We start from the raw sequence: 14,986 nt of genomic DNA on the forward strand, positions 1-14,986 counted from the left end.
TTATATAATAGTTAAGCCTGAGAAGATTCCGACTATTCCGACCAAAATTAAAATAGTTCCGATTATCCGATTGAAAATCTGAAGTCCTCTGGGGTTAAATCTCCTGCGTAATTTGTTTACGAGATATGTAATTAGCAACCACCACAAAAATGCTCCTACGCCGATGAAAAGCACAGTTACCAGATCGAAAAGGAACGACTTGTTAGCGTCAATAACATTGAAGCGTGCAAAAAGGGCTATATAAAGAAAGAGGGTTGCTATATTTGAAATGGTGAGGATAAGAGAGGATGCGAAAACTTTCCAGTATGATTTTTTATTTTCGCTAAGTTTAGCTAAACTTTTAGACGGATTTTTTCTGAAAATGACATAACCGAAGACTATGAGAACAAGGCTACCGATGATTTTTAGAGGACCTTCGTGCTGCTGAATAAATTCGGTACTAAAGCCAAGCCCTAGTGCTGCTATTATGGCGAAAAAAGCGATAATCATATCTCCGCCGACAGCTCCGAATCCAGTAGCTAGTCCGTATTTTTTTCCATCATTCAAAGTGCGTTGTACACAAAGCATTCCTACAGGGCCCATAGGGGCAGAGGATAGGAAGCCAATGAATAATCCTTTTATAATGATTTCTAACATCAATTACCTTTTTCTGGTAAGTATTCCGTCATATTTCTATTCCGTAAATTGGTTGAATAACTAATACATATGCGAAATATTGCCCGCTCATCAAGGCAAAGATACTATCAAAAACTTAATAACCCGTGTTATATTTATTTAAAATAGTAAAGTACTGCCATATTATGTTATTCTGACAGTACTTCATTTTTGTTATAAGGAACTTAATTTCAGTCCTATAAAGAATGTTCTGGGTAGTGATGGTCCATAAATATATTCTGAATCCCTATTAGGTCCTTTATCAAAATCTTTTTGTCTCTGATCAAACATATTCTGGATTCCACCATTTATTTCTAGATTGTTTGTTGCATTCAGATTGAAAAAATAGGATAGTTTAATAGTCATATCCATAAAACTCGGCGTTCTTACTGTTCTATCTACCGTTATTCCTTCTGCTCCTGCAAAATGAGGGGTAAGCATCGGGCCTGTATAGACACCTGATAGTGATGCGGAATAGCTCTTTTTAGGGGTGGCAGTTGCCGTGAAAAATCCATAAGTGTCGGGAGAACGGAGCATTTCTTTCACAGGAGGAAGTGTCGGTTCGCTAGACCAGCTTATAGGAACGGTGTATCTACTTCTTTGCAGAGTAAATCCTCCTTGGACTTCTAGCCAGTTGACAGGCTGTATTGTAGCTTCCATATTTACGCCATATACATAAGCTCCGTCTCCATTTTTGCGGGTCATAATTGTATTACCTTGTTCGTCGCTGCCTGTTTCTTCAGTAATGAATACTCTGTTTATTTTTGTGTAAAAGCCTTCGACTAAAAAGTACGAATAGATTTTATCATTATAAAAAGTGAAATCAGCCCCACCGTTTATTGAACTCGAATATTCGCGTTTGAGATCTTTATCTAAAACTGTAATGGTAGCACTGCCTCCTATAATAGGTACATCAAGATCTGACGCTGTTATCTGAGGTGCGCGATATCCCATCGAATAGGCGGCTCTTAAATTTATCTTCTCTGTCAATTTGTAACGTAGGCTACCACGAGGAATGATATTGATGTTGTGAAGCATATTGTGTTTGTCGGCTCTTATTCCTAGGATAAGTGTCAGGTTATCATCTTTCCATTCATTCTGAGCAAATAGGCTACCGATATTTACTATTTGTTTGATATCCCTGCTATGGATAGAGTCATTCAGATTCGTATATTCTTGTGTATATCCGACAGTGAATTTAGCAGGCATAAATAATAATTTATCCATGTTGATTTCGTACAAAGCAGTTCCGGTCGCAGCTATCTCAGATGTTTTTCCATATCCGTTCGGATCAAAACCTGCTCCGTAGTATCCCGTTCTTCTTGTGTCTTGGAGGGATGCATGTATAGATAGTTTTTTCTTATTGTCTTCGCTAAGGTGAGTGTATCCCGCACCTCCCGAATGGATATAATAATCTGTAGTTTCTGCAATCATAGCTTGATGAGGAGGTTTATCCATATTGTCTCCCCCTCTTCGGTATTCAGATATATAATGGTATTCGAAAGTTATTTTATCGCGAAGAGTTGGTTTTGCAAACGATCTTAACCCAATAGATGAAGCTCTGTTTTTTCCAATTTCCGAGAAACCGTCACCATTAGCATCCCAAGGATCACGACTACGCATATTGGCAAAAAGCGAAATTCCCGATGTTTTGGATCTGTCTACAAATGATGAATTGAGGAACACGGTATTGTCTGCAGATTTTCCATCTATCATAGATAGGTTATATCTGACCTGATATGAATTTTTTTCCGGTTCTTTCGTTATTATATTCATGACACCCCCGATGGCATTCGATCCATATAAAACGGAACCTCCTCCACGAATAACTTCTACTTGTTCGATCATATTGGTTGGCAATTGCTCTAAGCCGTACATTTGCGTTAACGAACTGAAGATGGGCTGACCGTCCATCAGCATTTGAGAATACTGTCCCTCCAGCCCGTTGATTCTGACTTCTTGCGTTCCGCAGTTCTGGCAGTTCGTTTCGACTCTAAGTCCTGGCATATAATTTAATCCCTGAGAAAGAGATACGGAGTTGGTTCCTTCAAATGTTTTTGTCGTCAACTGGTTTACTACGACCGGTGATAGCTTTCTGTTTAAAGCTCTGGCTGAGGCCTCAACAGAGACTTCATTTAGGAGCTGGCTTTCGGATTCTATGTATAAACTTACATTTTTTGTTTCGTTATTAGCGATATTCACCTCCAATCTCGAACTTGAATAACCTAAATATTGTGTGGTTAGTATATATGTGCCTGCCGGTATATTATTCAGAGAGAAATGACCTGTCTCGTCCGACATAACTGCACGCTCGGTATTTTCTATTTTTACGATAACTCCTGGTAGGTGTTCTTCGGTTTGGCTGTCGAGAACATGCCCTTTTATTGCTGAAGCTCTTGGCTGTTGAGCCGATATGCTGAGGAAGCACATTATATAAAATGATAAAGGTATAATCTTTTTCATGTCAGTATATATGTTATATGGCTATAAACAGATGGGTTAGAACTAGTTTATACGCCAAATCATCGCCTGCAATAAATTATTATTTCAGACTATGAATAAATAAAATGTAATGAATTAAGATCGGATAGGTTTATCTCGATCAATATGGATTCTGTTCAGAATTTTATTAAGAAAGAATGCCGATGATAGAATTAAGAGTAGAAGGAGGAGCTCTTAGGTTGAAATAAGGGACTTCTATTGGGGAAACTTCGCTTAATATGGGCTGTTGGTAAGGTATTACCCGAAAAGATAGATGGACGAACGCTATTGTATTGCCCGAAGCCTCGAAAGAAGTAAGATTGGATAATTGATTAAGCGTGAAAAATCCCGCTGCATTGTGGCTATGCGTTTCAAAGGGAGGTATGTCTTTATCTCCCGGATTTTGAGTCGCTTTGTTGTAAGGATGAGAGTGTACATATATGGCACCTTGGTATACGTGCATATGTACAAAATAAGAAACACAGCCATAATATCCTATGTATAACAGGAGTAATAATCTGGCTGTGTATTTTATTTTATTTGCAATCAATTTTATTTAGGTTATTCTCTGTCCGAATATCTACTAAAGATAAGTCCCATTTTCATGTTTTTCTCATCTGTTCTCAATATAGCAGATGTAGGACTCATTAAGTTATAGATACCTGATGTCACATTTACATACGAAGATCCCGAAGCTACTCTTTCCGTAAGCCTGTTTACCGGTATTATTGTGTATTTGAGATCAGGGATAGAGTTTTTGTCCATATTTTTATAATGATCAGCATAGTAATTGATCAACTGGGATATATTATAGCCATTAAGCGAGAATTCGTAAGTATTGGTACCTGTATTTCTTGGCATAAGGAAACTCGATATATTATTCTCAAGTCTTTTATTTGGGAAGAAAGTCGGAAGAGAATCGCTATTTACAAATAGAAGCATTGCCGGTCTTTGTAGTTTTGATGCAGTTTCTTCTTCAGTGAAACCTTTTATGTTGAATGTCGCAGAATTTACTATTTTATTAGCACCCATTTTTCTGATTATCTCACCTAACGGAATGGTCAGCTCGGTAGCTACACCTGCCGGTGTTTTCAGATAAGATCGTGTAAGATCGGTGTTTTCTAAAAGTGCCGGATCTATTTTGTTTTGAATGCGATTCATCTGTATAACCTCCGGTGTCACAGCAAGGCTGAATATCGAAGTTCTGATTGAATCTGCAGTGTCACCGCTATTACGACCTACATATTTATAGAAAATATCTAATGTAGTGTTGCTAACATTCAGAAGCGTACCGTTACCAAAGTTAGTAGTAACATATATTCCGCGGAAGAATGTCTTTCTCAGTGATTCTGAATCTTTAAATGTTCCGGGATTTGTTTTCCACTCTTTAAGGAATCTTTGTCCGAAAAGTGTATCTACCTGCGTTGTAATCATTCTAGGTCCAACAGAGCCATCGCTATATTTTATTTGATATGCATCATTAACCGTAAAAGATCCGCTACCCAATAGATCTGCCGGGTCATAAAAATCTTTTGGATTAATATTTGTATAGAAGTTTTTTACTAATGGCGTGTTAAGTTCGTATGTAGATATTCCCATTAGATTTGTGGAATCTCCGCTGAAGCTCGAAAAAACAACATTTACTTGTACAGAATCTATCGAAAATGTTTTGTTTTTGAATGCCATGTCTTTAGGACAATAAAATTCAGACAGATAGTCTGATTTAACTTTTCCGAATATCGGATCAATATACTCGCCAAGAACTCCTGCTGCTGTACGAGCATAAATGCGATCTTCTAATGAAATAGTTTTTGCTGTGATCACAACAGTGTCAACACTAACGTATATACTGTCACTCTCGGTCTGGATAGAGCTTCCAACCGAATGTAAATCGTCATCACAAGCGATAAAGCTTATAGCAAGAAGTGCTATTATAAAACCTAATAATGTCTTTATTTTCATTCAGAATTAATTATTAAATGAATTTGGGCATCAAATATCCACAAAAAATACTGTTCTCAAAAGATAAACAGTATTTTTCTAGTTTTATTTTAGATACTTTAAATATTATCGTAAAAATTATTGATTGCATCCACCGAAGCGGCAACGTCTCCTTGGTAAGGAAGGAATTTTTTACCTGAAGCATTGGCATATTCCAGTACGGTAGGGTTTATTGTTTCTTCGCTTTGTATGATTCCATCAGCATATTGCATAGCAAACTTGCAAAGAGCCTCATAGCTGACCTCTCCTTTTGTCAAGTCGGCAACATCTGCATCTTTAATTCCGTCGAATTTTAATTTATTTGCAAAATTAGCACTGAAAGGTTGTTTAAAGTCGTCATTGTATAAGGAGTATACAATTTTTGAATTTTTGAAGCAAGGATCGTCAGCGTATGCTTTTTTAATATAAAGACCGGTAAGTGCAGTCATCCATCCATGGCAGTCTATAACGTCAGGTATCCAGCGTAATTTTTTTATTGTTTCCAGCACTCCTCTTATGTAGAATATACTGCGCTCGTCATTATCTGCGAATTCAACGCCTTCGTCTGTTGCGGTTGTAGCTTTGCGTTTGAAAAAATCCTCATTGTCGATAAAGTAGATTTGCATTCTGGCTGCTTGTATAGAGGCAACTTTGATAATAAGAGGGTGATCGGTGTCGTCTATAATCAAATTCATTCCCGAAAGACGGATAACCTCATGAAGTTGATTTCTTCTCTCGTTGATATTACCGAATTTAGGCATAAATGTCCTGATTTCCTTACCTTTTTCTTGTATAGCTTGTGGTAAGTATCGGCAATTTACTGAGATTGGAGACTCCGGAAGATAAGGTGTTATCTCTTGGGTAATGTATAAAATTTTCTTTGTGCTCATTTGTCTTATTTTACAGAACTGAATTGAAAGTACAAAGATAATAAAAAAAAATCTTGTTATTTGCAAACCAGACTTAACAAATTGCTGATTTTTTTGGTTTTATCTCAATTGTTATGAATTATTAGATATCTGTCTACGTTAAATTTGAAAACAAAAAAGAATGATTGTTTCACCGTTCCATAAATATTTAGTTGCTTTGTATCCTCTTTAGGAATATATAGACTAAAAGAATGGATTTAATACACACCGTTAGTAAGTTGCAGGAGGCGATTTCGGCTCTGCGAACAAGTGGTAAAACTGTCGGCTTCGTTCCGACAATGGGAGCGCTTCATGCCGGACATTTATCATTAGTGAAGCAGTGTCTTATCGATAATGATATTTGTGTGGTTAGCATCTTTGTTAATCCTACACAATTTAATAATAAGGAAGATCTTGTAAAATATCCACGTAATCTTGAGCGGGATAGTCGATATCTTACCCAGGCAGGAGTTTCGATAATTTTTGCTCCATCCGAAGAAGAGGTTTATCCGGAACCTGATACCCGTCAGTTCGACTTTGGTCAGATCGACAAGGTGATGGAAGGGAAGCATCGTCCCGGACATTTTAACGGGGTAGCACAAGTGGTAAGCAGATTGTTTGATATTGTAAAACCCGATAAAGCATATTTTGGTGAAAAAGATTTTCAGCAGTTAGCGATTATCCGGGCAATGGTTAAGCAACTTGCCTTACATGTGGAAATTGTCGCTATGCCTATTGTCCGCGAGAATTCGGGGTTGGCGATGAGTAGCCGTAACGAGCGACTGACGGCTGAGCAAAAAGAGATTGCGATAAATATATCGAAGGCTCTTTTTCAAAGTAAGATATGGGTCGGTGATTATTCTGTCCAAGACCTGGTGAAAAAAGTAGTTGAAACTATAAATTCATTCGATGGTCTTGATGTCGAGTATTTTGAGGTTGTAGACGGGTATTCGCTACAATCTATTGCTGATTGGTCAGAAGCCAATTACGTTGTAGGATGTATAGCCGTATATTGCGGAGAAGTACGCCTCATTGATGATATTGTTTATATTAAAGCATAATAGCTAAATAGTAGAAAGATATGATTGTAGAAGTTGTAAAATCGAAATTACATCGAGTTACAGTAACTGAAGCCAATTTAAATTACATAGGAAGTATTACTATTGATGAAGATTTGATGGATGCCGTGAACCTGATAGAAGGCGAAAAGGTACAGATAGTCGACAATAACAATGGTGAGCGTCTCGAAACCTATGTTATCAAAGGTGAGCGCGGTTCGGGAGCAATCTGCCTTAACGGAGCTGCTGCGCGAAAAGTACAACCGGGTGATATTGTTATCATTATGTCGTATGCTCAAATGGATTTCGAAGAAGCTAGATTGTTCAAACCATGGGTGGCATTTCCCGATACTAAAACAAATAAGCTTGTGAAATAACAAGTTTTTTTCTACTAACTTTTCCACATTTATGTACTCCTATAAAGATATATGGCGGGTGAGCGTTCCTATAATGCTCGGGTTGCTGGCTCAAAATGTAGTTCAGGTAACCGCTACCTATTTTCTTGCATCTATTGGTGAAGGAGCTAAGGTTGCGCAGAGCGCGTCCGGCTTAGCCGGTATTTATTACATTGCTTTCTATACGTTGTGTTTCGGTTTCAGCATCGGCGGTCAGATAATGATCAGTCGTCGTAATGGAGAGGGGAATCATAATAAAATAGGAAGTATTGTCATACAAGGTGTTTTGTTTTTAGAGTTACTTGCTCTCATTCTTGTGGTGGGCTCGTCTTTAATGACAAAGTTTCTTCTACCTAAATATATAGATTCGGCAGAAGTGTATCAGGCTATGCAAGCCTATCTTTCGTGGCGTATATTCGGATTGTTCTTTTCTTCTATAAATGTAATGTTCCGTGCATTTTACGTCGGTATTGCCCGTACTCGCGTTCTTACAGTGAATGCTGTAATTATGGCAGTCGTAAACTGTATAGGTGATTATGTGCTAATCTTCGGGAATTTCGGATTTCCTAAATTGGGTATCGAAGGTGCAGGTATTGCTGCCGTTATATCCGAGATCGCCTCAGTCTTGTTTTTTGTTATCTACACATTGAAGACAGTAGATTTGAAGAAATACGGATTTATGAAAATGCGGTTTAGATTTTCTATAATACGTAGTATATTAAATATTTCGTCTTTTACGATGGTGCAGTATCTGGTATCTATGTCCACTTGGTTTCTGTTCTTTATGGCAATGGAGAAGCATTCGGTCGATGCACTGACTATAACAAATATCGTTCGTAATTTCTATATGCTATTCTTTATTCCGATGAATGCCTTCGCTACGACTGCCAATACGCTGGTCGGAAATACGATGGGAGCCGGACGGATAAAAGATGTGATACCACTTGTTAAAAAAATATGCAGCTTGAGTATAGGGGTTATATTTATTGTAATGCTCTGTACTGCCATTATGCCCGAATTTTGGATATCATTTATTACTCCCAAAGATTCGCCGGAATTAATTGGCTTATCAGTAAATCCTTTGCTGGTAGTTGTGTTAGCTTTACCTATTTGTAGTGTCAGCACTGTAATATTTAATTCTATATCAGGAACCGGAAATACACGTGCGGCTCTTTGTCTGGAAGTGATAACTCTTGTGGCCTATATCCTCTATATGATTTGGATCGTAATGTATAAGCAAGCTTCGGTTGCAGTATGTTGGACAGTTGAGTATGTATATTGGGGTGGTCTGCTCATTTTATCTTTTATTTACCTCAGATATGCGAGGTGGCAGAATAAGCGAATTTAGTAGGGTCACAGTTTCAAATAAAAGTCTTTCGTTAGATTTTTGAAATCATCAGTATATACATGCCTTTCTTTTTCAATAACCAGATCATCCTCTACTAAAGGAATATTTGCCTTTGAAAATTCCATTAGCACTCTTTTGGCTGTAGACATAGGGGTAGGAAAGATATTTGTAATGTGAGATATATAGAGTCCACTCTTTGCAGCTAAAGCAATAAGGGTATTCTTTTGCTCGTAAGGAAATATTATAGACAAATGTCCGTTATCTGCCAAATGCTTTGAGGATAGGGCAATCAGTTCTTCAATATGTAAACTATCGGTATGGCGTGCTAAAGTGCGTTGCTTATCGGGCGATTTTAACGATTGCACGAAGAATGGGGGATTAGAAACAATTACGTCATATTTGATACTATTCCGTTTCGCGAAATCCTGAAATGATGTATGTTGGCATTTAATGAGTTTGAAAAAAGGCGATTGTTTTATATTATGATTAGCTTGCTCCACAGCATCTGTATCAGTGTCTATTGCATCTATTTCAGTATCATTTTTTCGCTGTGCCAGCATTAAAGATATTAAACCGGAGCCTGTTCCTACATCAAGTATTCTCTTTGCGCCTTCCAGTTTGGTCCATGCACCAAGTAATGTGCCGTCTGTACCCACTTTCATGGCGCATCGGTCATGATAGACAGTAAATTGTTTAAATTGAAAATACGGATTAGCCATGCGGTTTGATCAAACTGACAGATTCTTATGCTTTTAAACTCTTGGCATAGATTTTGTTCTATAATCAGACAAAGTTAGTTATAATTCTGTACTTTTACACCCTCTTAAATTTAAAAGAGAAATATATAAAAAGGACATAAATATGTTTAAAAATAAGAAAGATCTTCTAGGTATTGGCGAAAGTGATGAGCCTGTTATCTCAATCATTACAACCGATTTAATCGATGGAGACTGCTATATAAACGAAAAGGATTTGAAGGAAGAATTGTTTATTCTACCCCTTCGTAATACTGCTATCTTCCCGGGAACAAGTTCACCGATTGCTGTGGCAAGGAAAAAGTCGATGAAGTTGATAAAAGCCGCCAACCGCCAAAAAGGCAAGTTGGTCGGCCTTATTTGTCAAAAGGATTCCGACATAGATGATCCCGAAAAGGACGATTTGTATCCGGTGGGTGTTATTGCCGAAATTATACGTGTGATCGAGTTGCCCGACAGCGATAATGTTACCGTTATATTCCAAGGTAAAAAGCGCTTCAGGTTGACAGATGTAACGCAAACAGAACCGTTCTTAAAAGGACGTTATGAGATATTAGAAAGTGTTCCTGCATTGAAAACCGATTCCGAATATAAAGCATTACTTGATTCTATTCGTGAATTAATGGTTCAGATGCTACGCATGTATGGAGATCCTCCCAAAGAGTTTATTCAGCGAATGAACTCGGAATCTGTTAAATCTGTTCTGGTAAACTATTGCTGCACGAACCTTCCGGTATCGGGCGCTGAGAAACAGGCTTTGCTGGAGATTAACGACGAGAAAGAACGCGCTTATAACTTGCTGGTCATTCTCAACCGCGAGACTCAGATGATGGAAATGAAACTCAATATCCAGATGAAGACTCGTGAGGAACTGAATCAACAGCAAAAAGAATATTTCCTACAACAGCAAATAAGAACTATTCAAGATGAGTTGGGTGGCAATCCACAGCAAGCCGATATCGAAGAGTTTAAAATCAGAGGTGCGAAGAAAAAATGGAGTAAGGATGTTGCTCAGGCATTTGAGAAAGAAATAAGTAAACTTGAACGTCTACACCCTCAATCGCCTGACTATTCAACTCAATATACTTATGTTGAGACATTGCTCGACTTACCTTGGAACGAATATACAAAAGATAATTTCAATTTAAAGAATGCGCAAAAAGTGCTTGATCAGGATCATTTCGGACTTGAAAAAGTAAAAGAGCGTATCATAGAGCATCTTGCTGTGTTAAAACTGAAAGGCGATTTGAAATCTCCTATTATTTGCCTTTATGGCCCTCCGGGAGTTGGTAAAACTTCTTTGGGTAAATCGGTCGCAAAGGCTTTAAATCGCAAATATGTGCGTGTCTCGTTCGGTGGATTACATGATGAATCTGAAATCAGAGGTCATCGCCGGACATATATCGGTGCTATGCCCGGTCGCATTATTCAGAATATACTGAAAGCGGGCTCATCTAATCCGGTGTTTGTATTGGATGAGATCGATAAAATAGGATCAGATTTTAAGGGCGATCCGTCATCGGCTTTGTTAGAGGTTTTGGATCCAGAGCAAAATTTTGCATTTCACGATAACTATTTGAATATAGATTACGACTTGTCGAAAGTTATGTTTCTGGCAACAGCCAATAATCTATCTACCATATCGCAACCGTTATTGGATCGTATGGAGTTGATAGATGTTAGTGGATATATAATCGAAGAGAAAGTGGAAATTGCTTACCGTCATCTTGTTCCTAAGCAATTGGAGAATCACGGTTTGACAAAAGATGCGATCAATATTCCGAAGAAGACATTAGAAAAGATTGTAGAAAACTATACAAGAGAGTCGGGGGTTCGCGAATTGGATAAAAGAATCGCAGAACTTATGCGTAAGCTTGCTCGAAAAGTTGCTTCTGACGAGGAGTACAAGAAAACGATAGAGCCTGCTGACTTGCAAGATTATCTTGGAGCTGTAAAATATAGTAGAGATCAATATCAAGGTAATGATTATGCCGGAGTGGTTACCGGTTTAGCCTGGACGTCGGTTGGTGGAGAGATATTATTTATCGAAACATCTTTGAGCCGAGGTAAAGGTAGTAAACTCACCCTTACGGGAAATCTAGGCGATGTTATGAAGGAATCAGCTGTTTTGGCATTGGAATATCTTCATTCGCATAGTCAGTCCTTAGGCATAGATGAATCCATTTTTGAAAACTGGAACGTGCATGTGCATGTACCCGAGGGTGCTATACCAAAAGATGGTCCGTCGGCGGGTATAACTATGATTACATCTTTGGCTTCTGCTCTTACTCAACGCAAGGTGAAATCTAATCTGGCTATGACAGGTGAGATTACTTTACGAGGTAAAGTGCTTCCTGTAGGAGGTATCCGTGAGAAAATATTAGCTGCTAAACGTGCCGGAATAAAAGAGATAATTCTTTGCAAAGAAAATAAAAAAGATATAGAGGAGATCAAACCGCTTTATTTAAAAGGGTTGACGTTTCATTATGTTGGAGATATCAAAGAGGTTCTCGATATAGCCTTGTTAAAAGAGAAAATAAAGCATCCGCTCGATTTAGTAGCGAAAGATAATAAATCGGTAAATTGATAATTAAGTAAGTGTAAATCCCAGATTTGCACTTATTTTTTAAACAAAATCCTTACATTTGTACCTCAATAAAGTAAACATGGAAGAAAAGAAAGCATCGATAATCAACTACGCTATGCACTATGGCGCTATATTGGGGCTTTTCTGGGCTTTTAAGTATTTGGTTTATGTAGGAGCCAGTTATTGGGAGCATTTTATCTATCTGTATTATTTGCTGAATGCAGGGACCTTCTTTCTTATCTATATTTTTTATTTTAGATATAAAGAGTCCGATGCAGAGAAGATGAAATCGGCATTACAATGTGCTGTTTTTACTATTTTGGCTTGCTTTTTCGCATCTTTTTTCGAAGGAGCAATGATATACCTTCATTATAAGTTTATCGACCCGGGTTATTTTGCCCAAATGATTCATCCTTTTACCGAGTCTATAGAACAGGTTAAAAAAATGGATATGATGTCGGATGAAGAGTTTGCCGAATCGAAGAGGATCCTTTATTCGATTTTCAACAATAGGGGGACTTATATATTTGGTAAGTTTATCGGTAATACCTTCATTGGGCTAATTTTTGGTGTATTGATAGGAATTCTTGGTAATAAAAAATATAATTAATCGGATGGATATATCTGTAGTCATACCACTGTTTAACGAAGAAGAATCTCTTCCCGAACTTTATGCTTGGATTAAGCGAGTAATGGACGAGAATAGTTTCTCGTACGAAGTTGTCTTCGTTGATGATGGAAGTACAGACCATTCGTGGGATGTTATATGTGGACTGCAAAAAGATTCGCCGAATATAAAGGGTATCCGTTTTAGACGAAATTATGGCAAATCACCTGCTTTGCATTGTGCTTTTCAAAAAGTAGAAGGCGATGTTGTCATCACGATGGATGCTGATTTGCAAGATAGCCCTGATGAAATACCGACTCTTTACAAAATGATAAAAGAGGAGAAATATGATTTGGTATCGGGCTGGAAGAAGAAACGCTACGATCCAATATCTAAAACTCTGCCTACAAAACTATTTAATGCTACTGCTCGAAAAGTATCAGGTATAAAACTACATGATTTTAATTGCGGGCTTAAAGCTTACCGCAAGAAAGTCGTTAAAAATATAGAGGTGTACAACGATATGCACCGTTACATACCTTATCTGGCAAAAATCGCAGGATTTAATAAAATAGGGGAAAAAGAAGTGTGTCATCAAGCCCGTAAATACGGACAAAGCAAATTTGGTATGAGCCGTTTTATCAATGGGTATCTTGATTTGATGACATTGTGGTTCTTATCTAAATTTGGGCGCAAACCTATGCATTTCTTCGGATTGTGGGGTAGCGTTATGTTTTTTGTTGGGCTTATCGCTGTTATTATTGTTGGTTTTAATAAATGGTATGCTATGTATCAAGGAGTACCACATCCATTGGTTACCAACTCTCCATATTTTTATATTTCGTTGACAATGATGCTTTTGGGTACTCAGTTGTTTCTTGCAGGTTTTCTGGGTGAGATTGTTTCCCGAAATTCGAGTGAGAGAAATAATTATAAGATAGAAGAAGAACTATAAAGCAAAGTGCCGGTTTCCTAGACGACCGGCACTTCTTTATTTAATATAAGATCACTAAAAAATGAATTTGAAAGACCTTAGCGAAAACCGTTACTCGGTTAGAGCTTATTTGCCGCAGGTAGTAGAGCGGGAAAAAATAGACTACATTCTCAATTGTGCAAGACTAGCTCCTTCTGCTTGCAATTTTCAACCTTGGCAGTTTTATGTTATTACTGATCAATCTGTAAAACTCAAAATTCATGAAGCGTACGATAGAGAGTGGTTTAAGACTGCACCTCTTTGTATTGTCGTTTGTAAAGATTCGGCATCTTCGTGGAAGCGAACAGCTACCGATAAAAAAGACTTCGGAGACGTAGATGCAGCTATTGCAGCAGAACACATTTGTCTTGCAGCAGCTGAAATCGGATTAGGTACATGCTGGGTGTGTAATTTCAAACCCGATGTCTTGGCTGAGGCACTCAATTTAGATGCAAATATAGAGCCGATAGCAATTTTTCCTTTAGGATATATTGACGAAGAAAAGAGTAGAGTTCCTGAGAAAAAGCGTAAAACTCTTTCTGATATAACCCGATGGATATGATTCAAATGAGTATTCTTGCCATTGGTTTATCCATGGATAGTTTGATTATAGCCCTTACAAGTGGTGCTATAATTCGCGATCATCGTGCGACCAATGTTATGAAGATAGCGGGTATGTTAGCATTTATTCAATTAGGGCTGACTGTTTTCGGATGGTTTATAGGATCTACGTTTGCTGAGTATATAGATCAATATGATCATTGGTTTGCATTCGGAATTTTATCGCTATTGGGTGTAAGAGTTATTTACGAGGCCTTTAAGGGAGAGGAAGATAAGAGACCATTCAATCCTCTTGATATACGTGTAATGTTCAGTCTGGCGGTAGCAACAAGTATAGATGCTATGGCTGTCGGTTTATCCTTATCTCTAGTTAATCGACCGATTTTCACTCCAGCCATAATAGTAGGGCTTGTGACCTTTACTGTTGCTGTGTTTGGTGTTGTGTTTGGTTGCAAGGTTGGAAGGCGTTATAATCTGCGTATAAACTTGGCAGGCGGTATTATTTTGATCCTTATTGGATCGAGTATTTTAGTAGAGCATACGCTTCTGAAAATATGAATAATCGGCTTTTGTTTATTAATGAGAAGTCTTGTTAAATATAGTAAATAAGTGTACATAGGATTTACTAAGTTAGTATATTTGTTATACAATTTCAGTAAGAAAAAATATAGGTAGTTAT

The 14,986-nt window shown here is 37.7% G+C and carries 14 protein-coding genes; 8 read left to right on the plus strand and 6 right to left on the minus strand.

The features are described from left to right. The 5 genes from G7Y56_RS00735 to G7Y56_RS00755 all read right to left on the minus strand — a co-directional run bounded on the left by G7Y56_RS00735 (nt 1) and on the right by G7Y56_RS00755 (nt 6,005). Nucleotides 1–636 carry a LysE family translocator gene (locus tag G7Y56_RS00735; RefSeq protein WP_165020411.1) on the minus strand — a complete coding sequence of 212 codons (636 nt, stop codon included), beginning with the start codon at nt 634–636 and terminating at the stop codon, nt 1–3. Nucleotides 637–828: 192 nt separating this feature from the next. Continuing rightward, complete coding sequence (locus tag G7Y56_RS00740; protein WP_165040269.1) at nt 829–3,117, minus strand: TonB-dependent receptor; 2,289 nt, start codon at nt 3,115–3,117, stop codon at nt 829–831. Nucleotides 3,118–3,283: 166 nt separating this feature from the next. Continuing rightward, on the minus strand, nt 3,284–3,598 hold the full coding sequence (locus G7Y56_RS00745; protein ID WP_255491303.1) for a hypothetical protein: 315 nt from the start codon (nt 3,596–3,598) through the stop codon (nt 3,284–3,286). A 98-nt stretch (nt 3,599–3,696) separates the two neighbouring features. Then, complete coding sequence (locus tag G7Y56_RS00750) at nt 3,697–5,097, minus strand: DUF4270 domain-containing protein (protein WP_165040271.1); 1,401 nt, start codon at nt 5,095–5,097, stop codon at nt 3,697–3,699. Between the two features lie 98 nt (nt 5,098–5,195). Further along, a complete protein-coding gene (locus G7Y56_RS00755) occupies nt 5,196–6,005 on the minus strand; it encodes a glycogen/starch synthase (RefSeq protein WP_165040273.1) in 810 nt (269 codons plus the stop codon). Between the two features lie 230 nt (nt 6,006–6,235). Here G7Y56_RS00755 and panC point away from each other — a divergent pair, with 230 nt between their 5' ends. Genes panC through G7Y56_RS00770 form a run of 3 tightly spaced genes read left to right on the plus strand, consistent with a single transcriptional unit; the run spans nt 6,236 to nt 8,824 of the window. Next, the gene (gene panC, locus G7Y56_RS00760; RefSeq protein WP_165040275.1) at nt 6,236–7,084 is read left to right on the plus strand and encodes a pantoate--beta-alanine ligase; all 849 of its coding nucleotides are present in this window, start codon (nt 6,236–6,238) and stop codon (nt 7,082–7,084) included. A 20-nt stretch (nt 7,085–7,104) separates the two neighbouring features. Then, nucleotides 7,105–7,458 carry an aspartate 1-decarboxylase gene (gene panD, locus G7Y56_RS00765; protein WP_165040277.1) on the plus strand — a complete coding sequence of 118 codons (354 nt, stop codon included), beginning with the start codon at nt 7,105–7,107 and terminating at the stop codon, nt 7,456–7,458. 31 nt (nt 7,459–7,489) lie between these two features. Continuing rightward, the gene (locus tag G7Y56_RS00770; protein ID WP_255498598.1) at nt 7,490–8,824 is read left to right on the plus strand and encodes an MATE family efflux transporter; all 1,335 of its coding nucleotides are present in this window, start codon (nt 7,490–7,492) and stop codon (nt 8,822–8,824) included. A 5-nt stretch (nt 8,825–8,829) separates the two neighbouring features. On the opposite strand, the gene G7Y56_RS00775 is transcribed toward G7Y56_RS00770, so the two are convergent. Continuing rightward, nucleotides 8,830–9,543: a tRNA1(Val) (adenine(37)-N6)-methyltransferase gene (locus tag G7Y56_RS00775; RefSeq protein WP_165040279.1), complete on the minus strand. Its 714-nt coding sequence runs from the start codon at nt 9,541–9,543 to the stop codon at nt 8,830–8,832. A 142-nt stretch (nt 9,544–9,685) separates the two neighbouring features. On the opposite strand from G7Y56_RS00775, the gene lon reads away from it, so the two are divergent. The 5 genes from lon to G7Y56_RS00800 all read left to right on the plus strand — a co-directional run bounded on the left by lon (nt 9,686) and on the right by G7Y56_RS00800 (nt 14,865). Beyond that, nucleotides 9,686–12,166 (plus strand): endopeptidase La, encoded by a 2,481-nt coding sequence (lon, locus tag G7Y56_RS00780; protein ID WP_165040281.1) that lies wholly within the window; start codon nt 9,686–9,688, stop codon nt 12,164–12,166. 79 nt (nt 12,167–12,245) lie between these two features. Further along, nucleotides 12,246–12,776, plus strand: a complete 531-nt coding sequence (locus G7Y56_RS00785; protein WP_165040283.1) for a DUF4199 domain-containing protein — start codon at nt 12,246–12,248, stop codon at nt 12,774–12,776. Between the two features lie 4 nt (nt 12,777–12,780). Continuing rightward, nucleotides 12,781–13,728, plus strand: a complete 948-nt coding sequence (locus tag G7Y56_RS00790; protein ID WP_165020422.1) for a glycosyltransferase family 2 protein — start codon at nt 12,781–12,783, stop codon at nt 13,726–13,728. A gap of 61 nt (nt 13,729–13,789) precedes the next feature. Then, nucleotides 13,790–14,308: a nitroreductase family protein gene (locus G7Y56_RS00795; protein WP_165040285.1), complete on the plus strand. Its 519-nt coding sequence runs from the start codon at nt 13,790–13,792 to the stop codon at nt 14,306–14,308. After that, the gene (locus G7Y56_RS00800) at nt 14,299–14,865 is read left to right on the plus strand and encodes a manganese efflux pump MntP family protein (protein ID WP_165040287.1); all 567 of its coding nucleotides are present in this window, start codon (nt 14,299–14,301) and stop codon (nt 14,863–14,865) included. The genes G7Y56_RS00795 and G7Y56_RS00800 overlap by 10 nt, the downstream gene beginning before the upstream one ends. The last annotated feature ends 121 nt before the right edge of the window (nt 14,866–14,986 follow it).

The sequence above is a fragment of the Dysgonomonas sp. ZJ709 genome, assembly GCF_011039195.1.
Classification (GTDB): Bacteria; Bacteroidota; Bacteroidia; order Bacteroidales; family Dysgonomonadaceae; genus Dysgonomonas.

What these genes read in the sequence shown, in the direction of transcription:
- G7Y56_RS00785 (WP_165040283.1), top strand. Translation starts at nt 12,246, where the DNA reads ATGGAAGAAAAGAAAGCATCGATAATCAACTACGCTATGCACTATGGC.
- G7Y56_RS00795 (WP_165040285.1), top strand. Translation starts at nt 13,790, where the DNA reads ATGAATTTGAAAGACCTTAGCGAAAACCGTTACTCGGTTAGAGCTTAT.
- panC (WP_165040275.1), top strand. Translation starts at nt 6,236, where the DNA reads ATGGATTTAATACACACCGTTAGTAAGTTGCAGGAGGCGATTTCGGCT.
- lon (WP_165040281.1), top strand. Translation starts at nt 9,686, where the DNA reads ATGTTTAAAAATAAGAAAGATCTTCTAGGTATTGGCGAAAGTGATGAG.
- G7Y56_RS00775 (WP_165040279.1), bottom strand. Translation starts at nt 9,543, where the DNA reads ATGGCTAATCCGTATTTTCAATTTAAACAATTTACTGTCTATCATGAC.
- G7Y56_RS00740 (WP_165040269.1), bottom strand. Translation starts at nt 3,117, where the DNA reads ATGAAAAAGATTATACCTTTATCATTTTATATAATGTGCTTCCTCAGC.
- G7Y56_RS00745 (WP_255491303.1), bottom strand. Translation starts at nt 3,598, where the DNA reads ATGCACGTATACCAAGGTGCCATATATGTACACTCTCATCCTTACAAC.
- G7Y56_RS00800 (WP_165040287.1), top strand. Translation starts at nt 14,299, where the DNA reads ATGGATATGATTCAAATGAGTATTCTTGCCATTGGTTTATCCATGGAT.
- G7Y56_RS00755 (WP_165040273.1), bottom strand. Translation starts at nt 6,005, where the DNA reads ATGAGCACAAAGAAAATTTTATACATTACCCAAGAGATAACACCTTAT.
- panD (WP_165040277.1), top strand. Translation starts at nt 7,105, where the DNA reads ATGATTGTAGAAGTTGTAAAATCGAAATTACATCGAGTTACAGTAACT.
- G7Y56_RS00770 (WP_255498598.1), top strand. Translation starts at nt 7,490, where the DNA reads ATGTACTCCTATAAAGATATATGGCGGGTGAGCGTTCCTATAATGCTC.
- G7Y56_RS00735 (WP_165020411.1), bottom strand. Translation starts at nt 636, where the DNA reads ATGTTAGAAATCATTATAAAAGGATTATTCATTGGCTTCCTATCCTCT.
- G7Y56_RS00790 (WP_165020422.1), top strand. Translation starts at nt 12,781, where the DNA reads ATGGATATATCTGTAGTCATACCACTGTTTAACGAAGAAGAATCTCTT.
- G7Y56_RS00750 (WP_165040271.1), bottom strand. Translation starts at nt 5,097, where the DNA reads ATGAAAATAAAGACATTATTAGGTTTTATAATAGCACTTCTTGCTATA.